The organism is Tistrella bauzanensis, from assembly GCF_014636235.1.
In the GTDB taxonomy this organism is placed as follows: Bacteria; Pseudomonadota; Alphaproteobacteria; order Tistrellales; family Tistrellaceae; genus Tistrella; species Tistrella bauzanensis.
In genome coordinates this window covers 77,252-98,842 of record NZ_BMDZ01000007.1, presented here as the reverse complement: position 1 = coordinate 98,842, position 21,591 = coordinate 77,252, and the positions used below count along the sequence as shown (strand labels likewise).

Genomic DNA, 21,591 nt, shown 5'->3' with positions numbered 1-21,591 from the left:
GACGGGCCGCCTGCCGTGACTTTGGCGACCGGTCACGGGAAGCGCCGGCCGGTGATCGGCGCCATGATGCCGGTCTGCCCTTCAGCCGTGGAGATGCCGGCGCCGATGACCACCACCTTGGAGACAGCAATGCCCACTGCCGCCGATGCCATTGCCGGGCGGACAGGCCGCATCGACTGGGCGGCCGTCGCCACAGCCCTCGACCGTCAGGGATCGGCGATCCTGCCCGGTCTTCTGATGCCGAATGACTGCGCGGCGATCAGCGGTCTCTACCCTGATGACAGCCGCTTTCGCAGCCATGTGGTGATGGCGCGTCATGGGTTCGGACAGGGCGCGTATAAATACTTCGCGCGGCCGCTGCCCGATCTGGTGGCGGCGCTGCGCGGTCAGATCTATCCGCATCTGGCCGCCATCGCCAATGGCTGGGCGGCACGGATGGGGCTCGACGTTCGCTATCCCGATGATCATGCCAGCTTCCTGGCGCGCTGCCATGCGGCCGGGCAGACCCGGCCGACGCCGCTGCTGCTGGAATACGGGCCCGGCGACTATAACTGTCTGCATCAGGATCTGTATGGCGCGCTGGCCTTTCCGCTTCAACTGGCGGTGCTGCTGCAGCGGCCGGGCGCCGAGGCGGTGGTGGCGGCCGGCGATGCCGATTTCAGCGGCGGCGAATTCGTGCTGACCGAACAACGGCCGCGCATGCAGTCGCGCGCCGAGGTGGTGCCGCTGGGGCAGGGGGATGCGGTGGTGTTCGCGGTCAATCAACGGCCGGTGCGCGGCACCCGCGGCGATTACCGGGTGACCATGCGCCACGGTGTCAGCCGGGTGCGTGCCGGTCGGCGCCATACGCTCGGCATCATCTTTCATGACGCGCAATAGGGTTTGTCTGTCTGTCATGACCATCACCCGCCAGACCGGCCTGCTGCCGGACCTGTTCGATGACCGGGGAGCACCGGCGCTTTCGGTGCCACCGGTGGCTGTGCCAGGGCTTACCGTGCTGCGCGGGCTGGCCACGCCGCAGGATCGGGCGTTGCTGGCCGCCGTCGATGCCATCACCGCCGGCGCGCCGTTCCGGCATCTGGTCACCCCCGGCGGCTATACCATGTCGGTGGCGATGACCAATTGCGGCAGACTGGGCTGGGTCAGCGATCGCGGCGGCTACCGCTATGATCCGCGCGATCCGCAGACCGGCCGGCCCTGGCCGGCGATGCCGGAGCTGTTCAGCCGTCTGGCGCGGCAGGCGGCTGATGCGGCGGGCTTCGCGGATTTTGTCCCCGATGCCTGTCTGATCAATCTGTATGAGCCGGGCGCGAAGCTCAGTCTGCATCAGGATCGCGACGAAGGGGATTTCACCGCGCCGATCGTGTCGGTATCGCTGGGTCTGCCCGCGATCTTCCTGTTCGGCGGGCTGAAGCGCACCGACCGCCAGATGCCGGTGCCGCTGATCCATGGCGATGTCGCGGTCTGGGGCGGGGCCTGGCGACTGGCCTATCACGGCGTGCGGACGCTGAAGGCGGGCACCCATCCGCTGCTGGGCGCCCGCCGGATCAATCTCACCTTTCGCAAGGCCGTCTGAACCCGAAAGGCGATGCGGGCTCAGGCCTCGTCCAGCGTCTGCCAGACGATCTCCGGCCGGTCGCGGAAGGCGAAGCGGGCCAGATGGATGGCGATCACGTCCTGTGTGCGGGCCAGTTCCGGCAGGGCGGGTGCCGTGCAGATGATGTCGAGCCGGTCGGCCGCGACCCGCATCTCGGCCCTGGCGCCCCAGGGAAAATCAGCGCGGGCGGTGTCGCCGGTCACCTCCGCTGGCACCTTGTGGCGGAAATGCCGGCAGAGCAGGGTCATAGCGCTGGCCGAGGGTGGTGGCGATGCGCGCCTCGGAACGGGGCATGGGCTGGCTGTCCTCGGAGATGTCGGGGGCGGCTCGTTCAACGGGCCGCGCGGGGTCAGAAGCTGGCCTTCAGCGACAGCATGGCGTTGCGCGGCGCGCCGTAATAATTGAACAACCCGGCGCCGCCGACCCGGTCGTAATAGGTCTCGTCGAAGACGTTGTTGACCGACAGGGTCAGGTCATAGCCGGGCGCGAAGCCCCAGCCGGCCTGAAGATCGGTGACGACATAACCGTCCCCTCCTCGATCTTCAGCGCGCCCGCCATGTTGTAGAAGCTACTGAGCCAGCGCACCCCGCCGCCGACATGAACCCCCGCCATCGGGCCGTTCTGTTCTGAAGCGTATAGCGGGTGAAGGCATGGACGACATGCTTGGGGGTATAGGTGCTGAAGGTGGTGCCCGACGTGCTGGTCGCCGCCTTCAGATATTTGGTGCGGGTGAAGGTATAGCCGCCCTGAACCTCCCAGCCCGGCAGAATGGTGCCGGAGACCTCGGCTTCGATGCCGCGCACCTCCACCTCGGCGCCGGCGGCATAGCGGGTGCTGCCGCTGATCGCCATCGCGCGGTTGCTGTCGCGCAGTTGGAAGGCCGCCAGAGTGGCGATCAGGCCGCTATTGCCCAGCGCCGCCTTGACGCCCAGTTCGTATTGCTCGCCGCTGCGCGCCTCGATCGGGTTGCCGGCCTCGTCGAGCTGGGTCTGGGGCTGGAAGATGCCGGCATAGCTGGCATACAGCGCGATATCATCGGTCAGGTCATAGACCAGCCCGACGTCGGGGGTGAATTCGGCATCGGCATCGACCGTGCTGGTGACACCGGTGTTGCGGTCGGTGGCGGTGCTCTCGTACCACGACAGCCGGCCGCCCAGCAGCACCGTCACATCCTGAACCGGCCGCAGGGTCAACCGGCTGTACAGGCCATATTGTTCCGGCTCGACCCGGGTCCGCTCGGTCATGGCGATGTCGGGTTCGGCGATGTCGGAAGACGGGCTGTAGACATTCACCATGCCGAGCCCGCGGGCTGTACCGCTATCCAGCGACTGGACATAGCGGCGCCAGTCGGCACCGATCAGGATCTCGTGGCGCCCGCCCAGCGCCTCGAAGGGTTGGCTGTAATGGGCGTCGAGGGCGTAGCTCCGCTCCTCATAGGCGCGCTGGATGGCGATGATGTTGGTGGTGCCGATGGCGGGATCGACGGCCGTCGAGCCATAGGCATATTTCAGGTCGACATTGCGATCGGTCACCCGGCCCGAAACCTCGGCCCGCCCGCCATCGTCGAAATTGTGGGTCAGGCTGGCGATGGCTTCGTTCGAGCTGTTCTCGAACCGGTTCCAATCGGCGCCGACGAAGGTTGAGCGGCTGATATCGAGGAATTCGCCGGTGGTGGAAACCGGCAGGCCGTTGAACGGCGTGCCCTCGCGTTCCTGGCGCCACACCCCCAGCGACAGCATGGTGTCTTCGGTGATGTCGGCATCGATCGCGGCATAACCGACGCCGACCTGGGTATCGGTGGTGTCGGTGAAGCTCTCGCGGTCCTGATAGGCGCCGACCACCCGGCCATCGCCGGTGATGGGGCCGCTGACATCGGCAACACCGCGATAATTGTTCCAGGATCCGGCTTCCAGAGTGCCGCGCGCGCCGAAGGTTTCGGTCGGGCGTTTGCGGATCAGGTTCACCGTGCCGCCGGGCTCGCCGGTGCCGCCGAACAGGCCGGTGGGGCCGCGCAGCAGTTCCACCCGGTCGAAGATCGCAAGATCCGGCTGGGTGCCATAGATGCTCGACAGCGGCGCCGGCAGGCCATCGACCAGGGCATTGTCGAACTCGAACCCGTGCGAGAAAATGCTCGACCGGCCGGGATCGTTGCTCAGCGCCAGAAAGCCGGGGGTGCGCCGGGCCACGTCTTCAAGCTGGGTCAGGTTCTGGTCGTCGAGCCGCGCGCGGGTCATCACCGTCACACTGCGCGGCACCTCGCGGATCTCACGCACCGATTTGCCGCCGACGCTGATCCGGTCGGTGCCATAGCTGGTGCTGCCCTCGGTGCGGCCGGGATCGGCCGGATCGGTGCGGCGCTCCTCGATCTGGAGCGAGGGCAGGGGCTCGGCCTCATCGGCGCGCGCCATGCCGGTCATCAGCGCCGCCGTGGCCGTGGCGATCGGCACGCCAAGCGACAGGAACAGCAGCGGGCAGGATTGGCGCATGACGGGCCTCCGGATGACAGGGTTGACGCAGAATGTTGCGACTGCGTATCAATTACAATGTTGCCGGCTGGTATCGCCAGATCGATGGCTTGTGCGGGACGCGCTCAGTTTTGTGCGAATGCGTCAGCCTGCGCCCGCATGTCCGGGCAAACATGCAGGCCAGGCTTGCCTCTCTGTGGTTAATGATTGAGAATAAGTCGCAATTGCGAAATTGACACCGGGAGCGAATCATCATGCGGGCACCGGAGCCTCTGGAGAGTGCGGCGCTGGCCGGTGCGCTGACCGTCGCCCATCCACGTCCGGGGCTGATGGTCCACACCACCGATGGCATCGAATGCGACGACCGGGTGCATGACCGCGAGATCGCGCCATCGATCACCGCCGTGATCGTGCTGGACGGGCTGGTGGAGGCGAGCTTCGGCGGCCGGCGCCAGATCTGCCGGGCCGGGCCGGGCCGGGCGGCAGCTTTTGCGGTGTCTCTGGCCGAGCCCGACCGCCTGTTGCGGCAGTTTCACGCCGGCGCCCATGTCCGTAAGCTGACCCTGCGTCTTGAGCGGGGCTGGCTGGAGGCGGCAGGGATCGCCGCCGAAGCCCCGGCCGGCCGGTTCTGCGGCCGTCATCTGGCAGCCCTGCGCTGGACACCGTCGCCGCGGCTGGTGGCGCTGACGGCCGGGCTGATCGCCGCCGAACCGCCGGGCGATCCTTTCAGTCACCTGATCGCCGAGGCCAGAAGCCTGGAGACCGCGGCGGCGGTGCTGGCCGCGGTCGCAGATCATGACGCCGATGCCGGCGGCGATGCTGCGGGCGGCGATGTCCCGGGGCCGGGCGGTTTGCGACCGGCCGATCTGCGCCGGGCCGCCCGGCTGCGCGAGCGGCTGGAAACCTTGTGCGATGCCCTGGAACGCGATGGCATTGCGCCTTCTCTGACGGCGGTGGCGGCGGATTGCGGGGTCAGCGTCAGCGCCATGCAGCGACTGTTCCGCGCGGCCCATGGCCAGTCGATCGCCGGCTGGCTGCGCGGCCGGCGGCTCGATCATGCGCGCGATGCCATTGCGTCGGGCCATAGCAGCATCGCCGAGGCCGCGTTTCATGCCGGCTATGGCGATGTCGGCAATTTCACCACCGCCTTCCGGCGCCGCTTCGGCATCACACCCGGGCGGGTCGCACGCGGCGGCTGATGTGCCTCGGCACTTGACGGCGGCGGGGCCGCGGCGTGGTATGGGACGGATCGATGACAGACATCGATGGCAACAGCCCTGCCCAGACCGGAAAGCCCGCTCCATGACCACCGCTGCGCCGCCGCCGATCCCGTCCGAGACCCTGGTCATGCGCGTCGACCGGCCGGGCGGGCCGGAAGCCCTGGTGCCGGCGATGGTGCCGCTGCGCCGGCCGGGGCCGGGCGAGGTGCTGATGGCCACCCGCGCCATCGGCGTCAACCATCTGGATCTGTATTACCGCGACGGTACCTTGCCTTTCGATGCCATACCGGCACCCGCCGGTGCGCCGGCCCATGTTCCGGGGCTGGCATCGGTGGGGGAGGTTCTGGCGGTGGGCGCCGGCGTCGACCGCTTCGGGCCCGGCGACCGTGTGGCCCATGCCGGCCCGCCGCTCGGTGCCTATGCCGCCCACCGTGTGCTGCCGGTCGGCCGGCTGGTGCGGTTTCCGCACATGATTCCCTGGGATGTCGGCGCGGCGGCACTTCTGCCGGGCATCGCCGTGCATATGATGGTCTATGGGCTCGGGCTGCGGCTGGATGGCCGCACGGTTCTGGTGCGCGGGGCCGCGGGCGGAGTGGGGCTGATCCTGGTGCGCTGGGCCTCTGCCATGGGCGCGCGGGTGATCGCCATCGTCGGCACCCAGGCCAAAGCCGAGGCGGCGCGCGAGGCGGGAGCCGAACATGTCGTCATCGGCGGGTCGGCGGCGATCGCCGATGCCGGCCGTGCGGTGCTGGACATGACCGGGGGTGCCGGGGTGCATCTGGTATTCGATGCGATCGGCGGCGCCAATTTCGCCCGGCTGCCGGCATTGGTGCGGCCCTTCGGGCGGATCGTCAGCTTCGGTCAGGTGGCGGGGCCGATCCCGCCGCTGGATGTGGGGGTTCTGGGGCCGCAGCGGTCGCTGGGCCTGGACCGGCCCGGCGTGTTCGCGCATATCGATGATCGTGAGCGGCTGCGCGAGGCGACATCGGCATTGTTCACGGCGCTCGTGGAAGGCCTGCTGTCACCGACCGTGGCCGGGGTTCTGCCGCTGCGGCAGGCCGCAGACGCCCACCGCCGGCTGGAAGCCCGCGATGTCATCGGCTCGCTGGTGCTGGTGCCCGATGCCTGAGATATCCGATGCCTGAGGTGCCCGACGGCCGATATCGGGCGACGCCTGATCTCAGCCGGCGCTGGCCGACGGCTCCGCATCGCTCACCGGATCATCGGGCCACAGCATTGCCGGTTGCGGCTGCGGGCTTTCATAAACCGTGGTCGTGCCCGGTGCCCGGCGGATCCGTTCATTCTGAAGCCCCAGAAACACCGGCGGTGCGTTCAGCCGGTGCAGGGTGCATTTGGCATTGAAGAACCGGCAGGGCAGACCGTCCGGCCGATCCAGTTCGTAACGCTTGATGGTGAACACGCCCTCGATCAGCCGGTCGCCGGTCAGATAGGTCACCAGACGGTTCAGGGCGGCACCGCCCATCTTCTCGCCCTCGATCCGGTCCAGCAGGCCCTGGGCGTGGCTGATGAAGCGGGGGGTGTCGACCATCCGATAGATCCGCCCCTGACGGATCGGCCCTTCCGCCAGCGGTGCTGCGAACTGACCGATCAGAAGCTGATCATCGGTTGCGATCGTCAGCATCTGGCGGATCATCCGCACCGCCTCGCCCATGGCGACCGGTATCGTGCCGGGGCGATCGCCTTCGGGCGGATACATCTCGACATGGCTGCCGACATGGAATGCCGCCACCAGGCCGCTGCCATGATGCGGGTCCAGCCCGTCCTCGGCGGCCTGTTGTGCTGGCGTGGGCGGGGCCGGGGGCGGCGTCAGGCCGGCGGCGATGGCGGCGGCGCGGGCTGCGGCGGCCTGGGCTTCGGCCACAGCCTCGGCTTCGGTCATCCGGTCCAGTGTCGCATCGGCCAGCACCAGCAGCAGCAGGGCGAACAGGGTGGTGTCGGATTTGTGGCCGATCTGGCGGCTCCACAGCAGCAGCGTGTCGCCGCTCTGCTGGCTGACCAGATCGATATCGAGCCCGGAGCGCACCAGCAACTGCCGCGCCCGCACCACCCGTGACCACAACACCGCGGTCGCCTGTGCCGCCTGCATCGGGTCCAGCTTCTGAATGCCGCGGATCTCGAACCCGGCGATGCCGCGGTGCTGCACCTCGGTGCAGCCATAGCGGCGGACGGCGGCATCCACCGCGGCTTCCGGCAGATCGACGCCGGGGGTGAAGGGCAGTTCGATCGTGACCGGCCGCAGGCCCAGGGTCTGCAGCGCCCGGCGCATGCGGGCATAGCTGAACTTGCGCGGCCCCACCATCAGAAACGGATCGCGGGCGATCGCGTCGTGCAGATGTGACGTCGACAACATCAGCAGATCCAGCCGGACGCCATAGCTGTTCCAGGCCAGGATCTGCATGCGGCCCTGACGCCAGCGCTCGGCCAGTCGCCGGTCCAGTTCGGCGATGTGGTGGCGCATCATCCGGCGTGGGTCACCCGCCACGGCCGATCCATCGGCTGCACGGCTGCCATCGGCGGGCAAGGATGATGCGGGAGCGACAGGTGAGGCCATGCGATCTGAACTCGCGTCGAAAAGCTTAAGAGCGGGACCAGGAGACGGACCGGATCGTCTATGACCGGCCCGATCCTGGCGTCTGGCTTCACCCTAGGCCGCTGTTGGTATCGAAGTGGTTAAGACGGTCACAGAATATCCATGGGCAGCATCGTCACGAACCGCCCGGCTCAGCGGCGTCGACGGCGGCGTGACACGCCATGCGGCCAGATATCGGCGTCGCGCCACGGCGATGGCGGGCCGCCCCAACTGGTCGTCGCATGGCCGCGGCCATCGAAGCCCGGCTGCACGCGTCCGCCCGACGTGGCGAGCATCGGATACTCGCTGTCGTCGGGTGCGTCCAGTTCGGCGAAATCGTCCAGATCGTCGAGGCTGCCGCCGACATGAGCCAGGCCGCCGAAGGCACCGAGGCTGCTGTAGACCGGCCCCTCATGGCCGAGCCGGCTTTCGAACAGGTGCATCGCATCCACCGTGAACGGCGGCACGGCCGCGGCCGCATGGGTGGTGAGATAGCGGTCGAGCCGGTCATCGGCGGCGCGGCGCAGCCGGGCGAGGGTGATATGCGGCGTGAACCGGCGCCGGTCGCGGGGCAGGCCGGCACCGTCGATCGCTGCATCCACACGGCGCTGCAGTTCGATCAGTTCAGGGCCGCCATCGACGTCGATCCACAATATTCCGGGCCGTCTCGCCGGCCCGAACAGACCAAGCCCCTTGAGAGACAGGGTCAGCGGCACGACATCTATCGTGCCGAGGGCGTCGAGCGCGTCGGCAACCGACGGCCCGTCGACCTCGCCAATGAAGCGCAATGTCAGGTGCAGATTGGCCGGCGCCGTCCAGCGGGCGCCGGTGAGCCCACCCCGGAGGCCGGACAGCGCCTCCCTGACGGCTTCGGGGAGGGGAAGAGCGACGAACAGCCTGGGCATCGGGCATTTCCTTTCGCTCGCGCTGTCGGCCGGGCGATCCGGACCGCCATCGGAGACGAGCATCGCATGACCAGACCCGTCGCGCCAACCCGAACCAGCAACGATCCTCAAACTTCTGCCGCAGCGCACAACCCGCCGGTGCGCCCCGGACCGGCACCGGCAGCCATGGCGGCAGCCGATCCGACACCCAGATCGCCCCCTGTGGCGGACCCGTTGCCGGCGGCCGATCCGGTGCCGCCACGGCGCCGGCGGCGCCGGCGTGCCGATGCCGCCGCCCGTCGCGGCGATCCGGCGCCGCAGGCGCTTCGCCCGCCGGTGATCGGCGTGGCGCTGGGTTCAGGGTCGGCGCGCGGCTGGGCCCATATCGGTGTTCTGGACGGCCTGCTGCGCGAGGGCGTGACCCCGACGGTCGTGGCGGGCGCCAGCGCCGGAGCGATTGTCGGTGCGTTCTATGCGGCCGGCCGGCTGGATGAATTCGAAAGCTGGGTACGGGCGCTGACTCGGCTGAAAGTGGTGCGGCTGGGTGATTTTCGGATGGGGGGCGGTGGTCTGGTCGCCGGCGACAGGCTGGCATCGGTGCTGCGCGAGGCTTTTGGCGATACCCGGATCGAAAGCCTGCCGATGCCGTTCGGTGCCATCGCCACCGATCTGGCAAGTGGTCAGGAGGTCTGGCTGACCGAAGGCGATCTGGTCGACGCGCTCAGAGCATCGATGAGCATTCCCGGCATCTTCGCGCCGGTGCGCATGGGCGGGCGATTGCTGGTCGATGGCGGGCTGGTCAATCCGGTGCCGGTCTCGCTCTGTCGTCATCTTGGCGCGGAAGCGGTGATCGCCGTCACCCTGCATGGCGATCTGGCCGGCTATCGTCGCCGCTTGCGGATCGATGCCGCGCGGCAGGCCGCAGCGGGCCCGTCAAGCGCCCGCCCGATCGATGGCGCCGATGCGATCGCGCGGGCGGCAGATGAAGACCGGCCGTCGGGCCACGCGCACGGCCCATCGCTGCAGGCCCACCCGTCGGCCCATGCCCACGGGCTTGCGCGCGGGGCACCGGCCGGTGTGGCGAGCGCGGTGCCGGATCGTCGCGGGGCCCGACGGCTGCTGGGGTTCGGTGGCCGGTTGATCGGCTTCGGCCCCCGTGGCGCGGCCGAGATCGAACGCCGGGCAGTGGCACAGGCCGGCCGGGCCACGCATCCCGGCATCGGTGACGTGATGATGAGCGCGATCGCGATCATGCAGGACCGGATCAGCCGCAGCCGTATGGCCGGCGACCCGCCAGATCTGGTTCTGGCGCCCCGTGTCGGCCACATCCGGTGGATGGAGTTCGATCACGGCGCGCAGGCGATCGGTGAAGGGACGGCCTGTGTCGTGCGCAGCCGTGCGGCACTTCAGGATCTCCGCCATCTTCACGATCCGGCGCCAGGCACGCGGCCCGGCGACCTTGCCGACGGTGGTGACCCCGATATCGGGAACGGATCCTGATGATCATCCGCCACCACGGACCTACCGCCGTTCGGCTTTCAACTTGTGTCCCACCGCGACGATCGCGTCGAGTGCCGGGACGAGTTCGTGCCCGAGCACTGTGAGGGCATACGCGACCGACGGAGGCGTCGTCGGTTGGACGGCACGCGACAGGACGCCGCGGCCTTCGAGTTCCTTCAATCGCTGCGAAAGCACCTTGGCTGAAATCGGCGGGATGTCGGACCGCAGCTCGCTGAAGCGCCGTGGTCCGGCACGCAGGTGCCAGATCACATTCGGTGCCCACGCACCGGCGATGATCGACATGCATTCTGTCAGCGCGCAGGTCTCGGGCGGCGGCGCGCTTCGGTTCTTCCGGACTTTCAAACTCATATCGGACAGCAGTCTCAGATCGGGCAGGCGTTACCGCGGGGAAACCTGAAAATGAAGTAACCAGGGGAAACTAAATTGTCAATGGTAACGCCAATTCGTAGTCTTGGCGTTGCCCATCCACACATGAGGTTTCCATGTTGCTCTACTTCAAACCCGGCGCCTGCTCGCTCGCGTCTCGCATCACCCTGACCGAGATCGGTCGGGATTTCGACGCGATCAAAGTTGATACCGAGACCGCCAGAACGGCAATGGGGACCGATTATCTGACGGTGAACCCGAAAGGCTACGTGCCCGCTCTGGAGATTGAACCGGGGGTGATCCTCACGGAGAACGCGGCCATCTTGCAGTATCTCGCAGACATCGCTCCGGAAGCGGCGATTGCGCCCGCCGCGGGAACGATCGAGCGGGTCCGGTTGCAGGAGTGGCTCAACTTCACCGCGTCCGAACTGCATAAGAGCTTCAGCCCCTGGTTCAGCGGTCGCACACTTGAAGACGATGAGACATCCCGTGCCGAGGCAATGCTTTTCCGCCGCATCGGCGATGTCGAGCGCGCGCTGTCGGACGGACGGCCCTTTATCCTCGGCCCGACCTTCACGATCGCCGACGCTTATCTGTTCGTCGTCCTCAACTGGAGCAAGTTTATCGACATCAGTCTGGCGCGCTGGCCGGCTGTCGCCGCTTATGTCGGCCGCATTGGTTCACGTCCGGCGGTGCGCGCTGCGCTGGTGGCCGAGGGCCTTATTCAGCCGGAGGCAGCATGACGAACGACACGCTCGACCATCTCAACCAGGTCATTCAGGATTATTTCGACGCGCTCTACGACTGCGACGTCAGCAAGCTCCAGCGTGTCTTCCATCCCAGGGCCATCTATGCCACGGCGGACGAGACACCGTTCCTGTATCGGACCATGGATGAGTATTTTCCGGTTGTCGCCGCGCGGCAATCCCCGGCATCTCGCGGCGAACGGCGTCGTGATCACATCGACGGGATCGATCTTGCCGGAGACAATACGGCCGTTGCGCGCGTGCGCTGCTCCATCGGCTCACGAGATTTCGTGGATTTCCTGACATTCGTCCGGGTGGACGGAACCTGGCGGATCATCGCCAAGGTTTTCCAGATCACCGAGACCAGACAACCGGAGGTGTGACGCACATGCCCTATGTCAACATCAGGATCACGCGCGACGGCGCGACACCCGAACAGAAAGCCGAATTGATCAGGGGCGTCACCGACCTGCTGGTGCGCGTGCTCGACAAAAATCCCGCCACCACCTTCGTCGTCATCGATGAGGTCGCGATGGAAGACTGGGGCGTCGGGGGGCTTCCGGTCGAGGACTATAACAGATCGCTCGAACAGCCGTCATAGAGTGCGAGCGAGGGATCGTGTATTGCCCGCGAGGCGCCAGGGCATTCGTCCACAGCGCCAGACCAGCCGCCGCATAAGCTGCAAACCACAAGCTGTAAACCACACGCTGCAAAGGGGGGCGCCGCCGTCATGCGGAGCCCCCCTTTGCTTCGACGTCGCGACGACGGCCTGTGTATCCGGCCGCAGGGCCGGGATCAGGCCTGGGCGGCGCGGCGGCCGCCACGGGCGCGGGGTGCGTTGGTGGCGCGGCCAAGGCCGATCTTCTTGGCGAAGTCCGACCGCTGCTGGGCGTAATTCGGCGCCACCATCGGATAGTCCGGCGCCAGGCCCCATTTCGCGCGATATTCTTCCGGCGTCATCCCGTAATTGGCGCGGAGATGACGCTTCAGCATCTTCAGCTTCTTGCCGTCTTCCAGGCACACGATGTAATCGGGCGTGATGGACTTGCGCACCGGCACGGCCGGCTTCTGCGCCTCTTCGCGCACCGCTTCCTGTGGCGACGTGCCGCCATTGCGCTGATCGCTCAGCGCCGAATACACCGTCTGGATCACTTCGGGCAGTTGCTGGGCGGGCAGGGTATTGTGGCTGACATAGGCCGCCACGATCTGCGCTGCCATGCTCAGCAGTTTGTCATGGGCGATGATACTGGTCTCGGAACTATCCGACATGGAACGCTCGCTTTCCGATGGCTGTCCGCCGTTAAAGTCACCGTGCAAAAAACCGCTGAAGGGCCAGATGCGGCCGCTATGGACGCCCTGATATCGGAAGCCCGTCTATCGGTGGCATCGTCGGATCTTGATCCGCCTCTGCAAATAGCCCCCGCGGCAAATATCACCTACCGCATGATGACTTGGTCAAACAGATATCACAACAGAAATATCATCGATAGCGTGCCCTTTTGCAGTAATGGACACACTTCTTCCGGGTGTTCTTGGTGCTCAGCCTTTCTCGAACGACGAATCTGGCCCCCTGTAGCGTCCCGCCGAACGGAGCAGCGGCCGGCTGCGCGGTTCCGTGATCCGGCCATGACCGGCGCCTCATGCACCCGATGGCTGGTTACCATGTGTGCGGCGCAGTTGGCGACACGGGCGGGGTGTGTTAAGGGAAGGGGCACCGCGGCCGGCGCTCGCGCGACGGCCGTATCCGGGCCGGAGAGGTTCCGGCCGGCGTTCAGGATCAAGGAAGGGATCGGCATGTCCATTGACAGCACCCGCGTCGTGGCGATCGCCTCGGATCATGGCGGCGTCGATCTCAAATCCACGCTGAAGAAAGAGCTTGCCGCCCGTGGCCTGGAGGTTCTCGATCTCGGCACGGATGGCTCTGCATCGGTCGACTATCCCGATTTCGCCAATGCGCTGGCGGCGGCCATGGCCGAAGGCCGTGCGGCCCGCGGCGTGCTGATCTGCGGATCGGGCATCGGCATCTCGATCGCGGCCAACCGTCACCCCCATATCCGTGCGGCCCTGGTGCATGACGCCTTGACCGCGCGCCTGTCGCGGCAGCACAACGACGCCAATGTTCTGGTGATGGGCGAACGGGTGATCGGCCCTGAAACCGCGCGCGATGCCCTGGATGTCTTCCTGACCACCGCCTTCGAAGGCGGCCGTCATCAGCGGCGGGTCGACAAGCTCGGCTGACCGCTCAACCGACCGCGGTGCGGTGGCCGATGCCGAACGGCAGGCTGCCGCACCGTTTCTGCTTAGGCGGACACCCGGCCCGGCTGGCACCGGCGCCGGGTGTCCGCGCCTCACCTCCGGACAGGTGCGCGACCGATGACCGACCAGACCCCCAGCTATAATGCCCAGGCGTTCTTCCGCGCCTCGCTCGCCGATGACGCCGAGCTGATGCGCTCGATCGACGGCGAACTGACCCGTCAGCGCGACCAGATCGAGCTGATCGCCTCCGAGAATATCGCCAGCCCCGCGGTGATGGCCGCCCAGGGCACGGTGCTGACCAACAAATATGCCGAGGGCTATCCGGGCAAGCGCTATTACGGCGGCTGCGAATTCGTCGACATCGCCGAGGCGCTGGCGATCGAGCGCGCCTGCACGCTGTTCGACTGCACCTATGCCAATGTTCAGCCGCATTCGGGGGCCCAGGCCAATCAGGCGGTGTTCCAGGCGCTGCTGAAGCCGGGCGACACCATCCTTGGCATGTCGCTGGCGGCCGGCGGCCACCTCACCCATGGCGCCGCCCCCAACCAGTCGGGCAAATGGTTCCATGCGGTTCAGTATGGCGTGCGTCTTCAGGACGGCCGTATCGACATGGACGAGGTCGAGCGCCTGGCCCTGGAAAGCCAGCCGAAGCTGATCATCGCCGGCGGTTCGGCCTATAGCCGCATCTTCGATTTTGAACGCTTCCGCGCCATCGCCGACGCGGTCGGTGCCTATCTGATGGTTGACATGGCCCATTTCGCCGGGCTGGTCGCGGCCGGTGTTCATCCGTCGCCGCTGCCGCATGCCCATGTCGTCACCACCACCACCCATAAGACCCTGCGCGGTCCGCGCGGCGGCATGGTGCTGTCGAATGACGAGGCGCTGGGCAAGAAGATCAATTCGGCGGTGTTCCCCGGCCTTCAGGGCGGCCCGCTGATGCACGTCATCGCGGCCAAGGCGGTGGCGTTCGGCGAGGCGCTTCGGCCCGACTTCAAGGGCTATGCCGGGCAGGTGGTGGCCAACGCCCAGGCACTGGCCGAAACTCTGGTCGCAGGGGGCCTCGACATCGTCACCGGCGGCACCGACAATCATCTGATGCTGGTCGACCTCAGGCCCAAGGGTCTGAAGGGCAATGCCACCGAGGATGCGCTGGAGCGGTCGGGGATCACCTGCAACAAGAACGCGATCCCCTTCGATCCCGAAAAGCCGATGGTGACCTCGGGCGTGCGCCTTGGCACACCGGCCGGCACCACCCGCGGTTTCGGTGAAGAGGAATTCCGCGAGGTCGGGCGGCTGATCGTGCAGGTGCTCGACGCGCTTGCCGCCAACCCTGAGGGCGACGCGGTCGTCGAGGCGGCGGTGCGGGCCGAGGTCAAGGCGCTCTGCGACCGCTTCCCCATCTATCCGGCGCTCTGATCGGATCGGCGCCCTGATCGGGCGCCGATCGTCCTGACATATCCGGAGGTGCGATGCGCTGCCCGTTCTGTGGCAACGAAGAGACCCAGGTGAAGGACAGCCGCCCGGCTGAAGACGGTGCCGCCATCCGGCGGCGCCGTCATTGTGCTGCCTGTGGCGCCCGCTTCACCACCTTCGAGCGCGTCCAGCTTCGTGATCTGGTGGTCGTGAAGAAGGATGGCGTCCGCGAACCGTTCGAGCGCGAGAAGCTGGCGCGATCGATCCGGATCGCGGTGCGCAAGCGCCCGGTCGAGGCCGAGCAGGTGGAGCGGATGGTCAGCGCCATCCATCGCCGCCTGGAAGGCATGGGCGAGACCGAGATCGAGAGCCGGATCATCGGCGAACTGGTGATGGAGGCTCTGATCGGCGTCGACAAGATCGCCTATGTCCGTTTCGCGTCGGTCTATCGCGACTTCCGCGAGGTGGGCGACTTCCAGGCCCTGATCGGCAGCCTGGCGGGCGGCATGCCGACGCCGATGGCCGATGGCGGCGGGAATGACGATGTCTGATGCGGTATATGCCGGCCTGCAGGCGCCTGAAACGGACGGGCCGGCGGTGTCGGTCCCGGTGATCTGGTCCGATGCCGACCGGCACCACATGACCCATGCGCTGGCGCTGGCCGGGCGTGGCCTCGGGCGGGTCTGGCCGAACCCCGCCGTCGGTTGCGTGCTGGTGTCGCCCGACGGCCGGGTTGTCGGGCGCGGCTGGACCCAGCCCGGCGGGCGCCCCCATGGCGAGGCCGTGGCGCTTGCGGCGGCAGGCGGTGCGGCGCGCGGCGCCACCGCCTATGTCAGCCTTGAGCCCTGCGCCCATTGGGGCAAGACGCCGCCCTGTGCCGATGCCCTGGTGGCGGCGGCTGTGGCGCGGGTGGTGATCGCGACCGGCGATCCCGATCCGCGGGTCAGCGGCCGTGGCATGGAAACGCTGACCCGCGCCGGCGTCACGGTCGATCTGGGGCTGATGGCGGCCGAGGCCGGGGCGCTGAATGCCGGATTCTTCTCGCGCATTCTGACCGGGCGGCCGCTGGTCGCCTGGAAGGTCGCGACCACGCTGGATGGCCGCATCGCCACCCACAATGGCGAGAGCCAGTGGATCACAGGCCCGGAAGCCCGCGCCATGGGCCACATGCTGCGCGCCTCCCACGATGCGATCATGGTCGGCGTCGGCACGGCGCTGGCCGACAATCCGCGCCTGACCGTGCGGGTGCCGGGGCTTGAGGACCGCTCGCCGGTCCGGGTGGTGATCGACAGCCGCCTGAAGCTGCCCCTGACCCATGCGCTGGTACGTGAGGCTGCCCGCGGCCGCGACACGGGCGTGGCGCCGGTCTGGCTGGTGACGCGCGACGATGCCGATGTCACCCGCCGGGCCGCACTGGTTCAGGCGGGGGTCGAAGTGCTGGGTGTGCCCGACGGCGCCGATGGCCGCCCCGACCCGCTGCGGGTGCTGGAGGTTCTGGGCCAGCGCGGCATCACCCGGGTGCTGCTGGAAGGCGGCGGCGAGCTTGCGGCGTCTCTGCTCCGCGATCGGCTGGTCGACCGGGTCCACTGGTTCAGGGCGCCGGTGGTGGCCGGCGGCGACGGGTTGGCGGCGGCGCGCGCTTATGGTGTGGACCATCTGGTCGACATGGCGGCGTTCGAGCGGCTGGACGTCCTGTCCCTTGGACCCGACATATACGAAACCTATGCGGCGACCGGCACCGTCGCCCCCCGGATCTGACAGCGTCCCTCCCTTCAGAAAGCGCGTTCAGCCATGTTCACCGGCATCATCACCGATATCGGCGAGATCGTCAGCGTCACGGCCCCCGGGGCCGGGGCTGCCGAAGACCGCCGGCTGCGGATCGCCACGGCCTATGATCCAGACGGCATCGATATCGGCGCATCGATCGCCTGTTCCGGCTGCTGCCTGACGGTGATCGAGCGCGGGCGCGACAGCGGCGGGCGGGCCTGGTTCGATGCCGAAGCCTCGGGCGAGACGCTGTCGAAGACCACGCTCGGCGGCTGGATCGAGGGTCGGCAGATCAATCTGGAGCGGGCGGCGAAGGTCGGCGACGAACTTGGTGGCCATGTCGTGCTGGGCCATGTCGACGGTATTGCCCGTCTGATGTCGGCGATCCCGGAGGGCGGGTCCTGGCGGCTGGTCTTCGAGGTGCCGGCCGATCTGGCGGGCTTCATCGCCCCCAAGGGCTCCGTCACCCTCGACGGGATCTCCCTGACGGTGAACGAGGTCGACGGCATGCGGTTCGGTGTCAACATCATTCCGCACACCTGGACCAACACCACCTTGTCCGAGCGGAGGCGCGGCGATGCGATTAACCTTGAGATCGACGTGCTTGCGCGCTATGTGGCGCGATTGAACGAATGGCAGGCCGGCATCCGCGGCTGATCATCCGGCATCCCCAGCCGATCACATGTTGCGGACCTGAAGAACACGGCGCAACGGGAGAGGACGACGACATGACGGTGATCAAGGACCAGGCGGCCGACGATACGCGCGCCTATATCTCCGACATCGAGGACGTGATCGAGGACGCCCGTGCCGGCCGCATGGTGGTGCTGGTCGATGACGAGGACCGCGAGAACGAGGGCGATCTGGTCATTCCGGCCGAGATGGTGACGCCTGAGGTGATCAACTTCATGGCCAAGCACGGCCGCGGGCTGATCTGTCTGACCCTGACCAGCGAGCGGGTCGAGGAACTGGGCCTGCCGCTGATGACACAGCGCAACGCCTCGCGCCATCACACCAATTTCACGTTGTCGATCGAGGCCCGCGAGGGCGTGACCACCGGCATTTCGGCCGCAGACCGTGCCCACACCGTGAAGGTGGCGATCGACCCCGAGGCGGGGGCCCGCGATGTGGTGACCCCCGGTCATATCTTTCCGCTGCGTGCCCGCGACGGCGGGGTGCTGGTCCGTGCCGGCCATACCGAGGCGGCGGTCGACATCGCGCGCCTGGCCGGTCTCAACCCGTCGGGCGTGATCTGCGAGATCATGAACGATGACGGCTCGATGGCGCGGATGCCCGATCTGGTACCCTTCGCTCAGTTGCACGGCCTGAAGATCGGCACCATCGCCGATCTGATCGCCTATCGCCGCCGCACCGAGAAACTGGTGGAGCGCCTGACCGACGGCCTTTTCCGCAGCCATTTCGGCGGCGACTGGCGCATGATCGTCTATGCGAGCAAGATCGACGGCGCCGAGCATATGGCGCTGGTGAAGGGCGATCTGGCCGCCGCCGGCGATCAGCCGGCGCTGGTGCGCATGCATGTGGTCAATGCCTTCGACGATCTGCTTGGCGATCGCAGCAGCGGCCGCGCCGGTGCCGTGCGCGCCGCCATGGAGCAGATCGACCGCGCCGGGCGTGGCGTGCTGGTCCTGCTGCGCGAGCCGCGCCCCACAGGCCTGTCCGAGATGGCGCGGCTGCGGCTGGAAAGCCCGCAGGCGGCATCATCGCTGCGCGATTACGGCACCGGCGCGCAGATCCTGCTGGATCTGGGCGTGCGCAACATGATCCTGATTTCGAACTCGCGGCAGACGGTGGTGGGGCTGGACGGTTACGGCCTGCACATCGTCGGCTATGCCCCGCTTACCATCGAGAAGGTCTGAAGCCCCCATGGCCACGGCACCTGCATCCGATCTGCGCGTCCTGATCGTCGAGGCGCGTTTCTACGAAGACATCGCCGATGCGCTGGTCGAAGGCGCCGTGGCGGCGCTGGAAGCCGCGGGTGCCCAGGTGGAACGCCTGGCGGTGCCGGGGGCCTTCGAGATTCCGGCCGCGGTCCGTTTCGCTATGGACAGTGGCCGTTTCGACGGCTTCGTGGCGCTTGGCTGCGTGATCCGCGGCGAGACCAGCCATTATGATTATGTCTGCGGCGAAAGCGCCCGCGGGCTCAACCAGCTTGCGATCGAGCGCAAGGCCTGTATCGGCTATGGCATCCTGACGGTCGAGAATCGCGAGCAGGCCTGGGCCCGCGCGCGCGTCGACCGTGCCAACAAGGGTGGCGACGTGGCCAATGCCTGTCTGCGCATGATCGAGATCAAGCGTCAGTTCCAGCAGGGCTGAAGGATTTCCGACCATTATGACCGACAAACAGCGTGACGCCGCCGCAAAAGGGGCTCCGGCACCCGGCATCCGGGCGCCGGAACCCGCGCGCAGCCCCAAGCCCATACCGCGCGCCGGTCGCGGCGACGGCACGCGTGAAGCCGGGATGGCGCGGCGGACCGCTGCCCGTCTCGCCGCCGTCCAAGCGCTCTATCAGATCGACTTCAGCGCCCTGAAGCCCGAGGTGGTGGTCACCGAGTTCCTGAACCACCGGATCGGCAAGGTCATCGACGATGGCCTGGAGCTTGATGCCGACCGCGACCATTTCCGCGACATCGTAATGGGCTTTGCGGCGGCGGCGGCCGAGATCGACCCGATGCTTGAGGCGTCGCTGGCCGAAGGCTGGCGGCTGGAGCGGGTGGAGCAGACCCTGCGCGCCATTCTGCGCGCGGGCGCCTATGAACTGACCGCGCGCACCGATGTGCCGACAGCCGTGATCATCAATGAATACGTCAACGTGGCGCATGCCTTTTTCGCCGGTGGCGAGCCCGGTTTTGTGAACGGCGTTCTAGACCGCCTGGCGGGGCTGCTGCGCAAGGACCATCGCGGCGGGCGGCCGACGGCGCGGTGAGCGGCGGCGGCGAGGGCGGCGGCGAAGCGCCGGATGATGGGGCACCAGTGGCGCGCGCGCGCGATGAGGGCGAGCCCCGATTCGGCGAGTTCGGGGCTATCGAACGCTGGCTGCGGCCGCTGGCCCGCACGCTGCCCGGCGCGCTTGATCTGACCGACGATGCCGGCTGGCTGGCGCTGCCGCCGGGCCGGATTCTGGTGGCGGCCAAGGATGCGATGGTCGAGGGCCGGCATTATTTCCCGGGCGAGCCGCCGGAGCAGGTCGCCCGCAAACTGCTGCGCGTGAACCTGTCGGATCTGGCGGCGATGGCGGCGACACCTGTCGCCTATCTGCTGGCGCTGGCCGTTCCCGGTCCGGATGCGGGCGAGTGGATGCGGCGTTTCGCCGCGGGACTGGCGCAGGATCAGGCGCGCTATGGCGTGGCGCTGCTGGGTGGCGACACGGTTGGCACCGACGGCCCTGCGGTGATGAGCCTGACCCTGTTGGGGCATGCGCCGGCGGCGGAGCGTTTGCTCACCCGTGGCGGTGCCCGCCCGGGTGACGATGTCTGGGTGTCGGGCACCATCGGCGATGCGGCGCTTGCGGTCGAGGGCGGCTATGGTCGTATCGATCTGGCGCTGCTGGGGCTGGACGAAGCGGCCTGTGCCGCTGTCGAGGCGCGGCGCCTGCTGCCCGAACCACGGCTGGCCCTGGGATCGGCATTGGCCGGCATCGCCACCGCCTGTGCCGATGTGTCCGACGGCCTGCCGGCCGATCTTGGCCATATCGCCGAAACATCCGGCGTCGACATCCGCATGCGTGTCGATCTGGTCCCGCTTTCGCCGGCAGCACGCCGGGTTGTGTCGGCCGGGGCCGGGCTTGCCCCTGTGGCGTGGACCGGCGGTGACGATTATGAACTGGTCTTCACCGCACCGCCCGCTGCCCGCCGCGCCGTGATGATGCAGGGCACCCGCGTCGGTGTCGCCGTCACCCGGATCGGGCAGGTGACCGGGCAGGCCATGGGGCGGGGGCGGGTGGTGCTGGCCGACGCCGGTGGGCCGATTGTTGCGGGCGGGCAGCACGGACATGTGCACTTCTAACAGCTTCCTGCATGGGCGGCATGCGTGAATGACCGTTCTCGCGACGGCAACGATGGCGTAACGTCCGCGGATACACCATGTGGCGGTCCCGCCATATGGATTCTGCCGATCGATCGCGGGGGGACGAACGCAGACGATGCTGGCGCTTCAATATACCGTGCGTCTGAAGGCGGATCTGGACGCGGAGACCATCCGCAACCGGGTTGCCGAGCGCGGACAGCTTTATGATGCTCATCCCGGATTGGTGATGAAGTCGTTCCTCCTGAACGAGGAGGATCAGGTCTACGCGCCATTCTATATCTGGCGCTCGGAAGAGGACTGGAAGCAGTTCGTCTTCGGGGATCTGTTCGCCGATCTGGCGGCGGCCTTCGGGCGGCCGCGGGTGCGGACCTGGTTCGTGCTCGGCTTCGGGCATGGCACCTGTGCCGACAGCCCGCGCTTCGCGGTGCGCGAGGTGGACGTCATCCCGCCCGAGATGTCGCTGGATGCGATGCATGAGCGTGAGGCCGCCCTTCAGGCCGACATGCTGGGCAAGCCGGGCCTCTATGCCCATTCCATTGCGCTCGACGCCGATCGCTGGGAGCTTGTGCGTTACAGTCTATGGTGTAATGAGGCGGCATCGCGCGCTGCCGCGGTGGGGGCGCAATCCGATTGCGTCAACACCTATGAAGTGCTGCACTTCTCCGAGCCAGGCGGCCGCGGCTGATCCGGCTGCCCTGATCACCACCACCGGACCACTTGCC

The 21,591-nt window shown here is 67.7% G+C and carries 24 protein-coding genes; 18 read left to right on the top strand and 6 right to left on the bottom strand.

Annotated features, from left to right (window positions below; translation table 11 throughout):
- The first annotated feature begins 105 nt into the window (after positions 1–105).
- Both IEW15_RS05185 and alkB read left to right on the top strand, forming a co-directional pair.
- Positions 106–879 (top strand): 2OG-Fe(II) oxygenase, encoded by a 774-nt coding sequence (locus IEW15_RS05185; RefSeq protein WP_229707835.1) that lies wholly within the window; start codon positions 106–108, stop codon positions 877–879.
- Positions 880–895: 16 nt separating this feature from the next.
- Positions 896–1,576, top strand: coding sequence for a DNA oxidative demethylase AlkB (gene alkB, locus IEW15_RS05180; protein ID WP_188575613.1), 681 nt, complete (start codon positions 896–898; stop codon positions 1,574–1,576).
- Positions 1,577–1,596: 20 nt separating this feature from the next.
- Here alkB and IEW15_RS05175 read toward each other — a convergent pair whose 3' ends face one another.
- Together IEW15_RS05175 and IEW15_RS05165 are read right to left on the bottom strand one after the other, a co-directional pair.
- Positions 1,597–1,845, bottom strand: a complete 249-nt coding sequence (locus IEW15_RS05175; RefSeq protein WP_188575611.1) for a DUF2218 domain-containing protein — start codon at positions 1,843–1,845, stop codon at positions 1,597–1,599.
- 294 nt (positions 1,846–2,139) lie between these two features.
- On the bottom strand, positions 2,140–4,083 hold the full coding sequence (locus tag IEW15_RS05165) for a TonB-dependent siderophore receptor (RefSeq protein ID WP_188575609.1): 1,944 nt from the start codon (positions 4,081–4,083) through the stop codon (positions 2,140–2,142).
- A gap of 233 nt (positions 4,084–4,316) precedes the next feature.
- Here IEW15_RS05165 and IEW15_RS05160 point away from each other — a divergent pair, with 233 nt between their 5' ends.
- A complete protein-coding gene (locus tag IEW15_RS05160; RefSeq protein ID WP_188575607.1) occupies positions 4,317–5,261 on the top strand; it encodes a helix-turn-helix transcriptional regulator in 945 nt (314 codons plus the stop codon).
- A gap of 103 nt (positions 5,262–5,364) precedes the next feature.
- A complete protein-coding gene (locus IEW15_RS05155; protein WP_188575605.1) occupies positions 5,365–6,411 on the top strand; it encodes a zinc-binding dehydrogenase in 1,047 nt (348 codons plus the stop codon).
- A 51-nt stretch (positions 6,412–6,462) separates the two neighbouring features.
- On the opposite strand, the gene IEW15_RS05150 is transcribed toward IEW15_RS05155, so the two are convergent.
- Both IEW15_RS05150 and thpR read right to left on the bottom strand, forming a co-directional pair.
- Positions 6,463–7,764, bottom strand: a complete 1,302-nt coding sequence (locus IEW15_RS05150) for a hypothetical protein (protein WP_188575603.1) — start codon at positions 7,762–7,764, stop codon at positions 6,463–6,465.
- A gap of 260 nt (positions 7,765–8,024) precedes the next feature.
- The gene (gene thpR, locus IEW15_RS05145) at positions 8,025–8,777 is read right to left on the bottom strand and encodes an RNA 2',3'-cyclic phosphodiesterase (protein ID WP_188575602.1); all 753 of its coding nucleotides are present in this window, start codon (positions 8,775–8,777) and stop codon (positions 8,025–8,027) included.
- Positions 8,778–8,843: 66 nt separating this feature from the next.
- Between thpR and IEW15_RS05140 the strand changes: the two genes are divergently transcribed.
- Positions 8,844–10,256 carry a patatin-like phospholipase family protein gene (locus IEW15_RS05140; RefSeq protein ID WP_229707833.1) on the top strand — a complete coding sequence of 471 codons (1,413 nt, stop codon included), beginning with the start codon at positions 8,844–8,846 and terminating at the stop codon, positions 10,254–10,256.
- 21 nt (positions 10,257–10,277) lie between these two features.
- Here IEW15_RS05140 and IEW15_RS05135 read toward each other — a convergent pair whose 3' ends face one another.
- A complete protein-coding gene (locus IEW15_RS05135) occupies positions 10,278–10,625 on the bottom strand; it encodes a winged helix-turn-helix transcriptional regulator (RefSeq protein WP_188575601.1) in 348 nt (115 codons plus the stop codon).
- Between the two features lie 134 nt (positions 10,626–10,759).
- On the opposite strand from IEW15_RS05135, the gene gstA reads away from it, so the two are divergent.
- From gstA to IEW15_RS05120, 3 genes are read left to right on the top strand one after another with little or no spacing between them, the layout of a single operon-like run.
- Positions 10,760–11,386: a glutathione transferase GstA gene (gstA, locus tag IEW15_RS05130; RefSeq protein ID WP_188575599.1), complete on the top strand. Its 627-nt coding sequence runs from the start codon at positions 10,760–10,762 to the stop codon at positions 11,384–11,386.
- Positions 11,383–11,772 (top strand): nuclear transport factor 2 family protein, encoded by a 390-nt coding sequence (locus IEW15_RS05125; protein WP_188575598.1) that lies wholly within the window; start codon positions 11,383–11,385, stop codon positions 11,770–11,772. Before gstA ends, IEW15_RS05125 begins: the two co-directional genes overlap by 4 nt.
- Positions 11,773–11,777: 5 nt before the next feature.
- Positions 11,778–11,990 (top strand): tautomerase family protein, encoded by a 213-nt coding sequence (locus IEW15_RS05120; protein WP_188575596.1) that lies wholly within the window; start codon positions 11,778–11,780, stop codon positions 11,988–11,990.
- A gap of 194 nt (positions 11,991–12,184) precedes the next feature.
- Here the strand turns inward: IEW15_RS05120 and IEW15_RS05115 are convergent, their stop codons facing one another.
- Entirely contained in the window at positions 12,185–12,658 is a 474-nt protein-coding gene (locus IEW15_RS05115) for a MucR family transcriptional regulator (protein WP_188575594.1), read from the bottom strand.
- Positions 12,659–13,183: 525 nt separating this feature from the next.
- On the opposite strand from IEW15_RS05115, the gene rpiB reads away from it, so the two are divergent.
- From rpiB to IEW15_RS05065, 10 genes are all read left to right on the top strand, one after another.
- Positions 13,184–13,627: a ribose 5-phosphate isomerase B gene (gene rpiB / locus IEW15_RS05110; RefSeq protein WP_188575592.1), complete on the top strand. Its 444-nt coding sequence runs from the start codon at positions 13,184–13,186 to the stop codon at positions 13,625–13,627.
- Positions 13,628–13,762: 135 nt separating this feature from the next.
- On the top strand, positions 13,763–15,061 hold the full coding sequence (gene glyA / locus IEW15_RS05105; RefSeq protein ID WP_229707831.1) for a serine hydroxymethyltransferase: 1,299 nt from the start codon (positions 13,763–13,765) through the stop codon (positions 15,059–15,061).
- 53 nt (positions 15,062–15,114) lie between these two features.
- Complete coding sequence (nrdR, locus tag IEW15_RS05100) at positions 15,115–15,609, top strand: transcriptional regulator NrdR (RefSeq protein ID WP_188575590.1); 495 nt, start codon at positions 15,115–15,117, stop codon at positions 15,607–15,609.
- 88 nt (positions 15,610–15,697) lie between these two features.
- On the top strand, positions 15,698–16,816 hold the full coding sequence (ribD, locus tag IEW15_RS05095; RefSeq protein WP_188575662.1) for a bifunctional diaminohydroxyphosphoribosylaminopyrimidine deaminase/5-amino-6-(5-phosphoribosylamino)uracil reductase RibD: 1,119 nt from the start codon (positions 15,698–15,700) through the stop codon (positions 16,814–16,816).
- A 33-nt stretch (positions 16,817–16,849) separates the two neighbouring features.
- The gene (locus IEW15_RS05090; protein WP_188575588.1) at positions 16,850–17,482 is read left to right on the top strand and encodes a riboflavin synthase; all 633 of its coding nucleotides are present in this window, start codon (positions 16,850–16,852) and stop codon (positions 17,480–17,482) included.
- Positions 17,483–17,553: 71 nt separating this feature from the next.
- A complete protein-coding gene (ribB, locus tag IEW15_RS05085; RefSeq protein WP_188575584.1) occupies positions 17,554–18,702 on the top strand; it encodes a 3,4-dihydroxy-2-butanone-4-phosphate synthase in 1,149 nt (382 codons plus the stop codon).
- A gap of 7 nt (positions 18,703–18,709) precedes the next feature.
- Positions 18,710–19,159, top strand: coding sequence for a 6,7-dimethyl-8-ribityllumazine synthase (locus IEW15_RS05080; protein WP_188575583.1), 450 nt, complete (start codon positions 18,710–18,712; stop codon positions 19,157–19,159).
- A gap of 145 nt (positions 19,160–19,304) precedes the next feature.
- A complete protein-coding gene (gene nusB / locus IEW15_RS05075; protein WP_188575660.1) occupies positions 19,305–19,769 on the top strand; it encodes a transcription antitermination factor NusB in 465 nt (154 codons plus the stop codon).
- A gap of 47 nt (positions 19,770–19,816) precedes the next feature.
- Positions 19,817–20,848: a thiamine-phosphate kinase gene (gene thiL / locus IEW15_RS05070; RefSeq protein ID WP_188575581.1), complete on the top strand. Its 1,032-nt coding sequence runs from the start codon at positions 19,817–19,819 to the stop codon at positions 20,846–20,848.
- Positions 20,849–20,984: 136 nt separating this feature from the next.
- A complete protein-coding gene (locus IEW15_RS05065; RefSeq protein ID WP_188575579.1) occupies positions 20,985–21,554 on the top strand; it encodes a DUF4865 family protein in 570 nt (189 codons plus the stop codon).
- Positions 21,555–21,591: the final 37 nt, after the last annotated feature.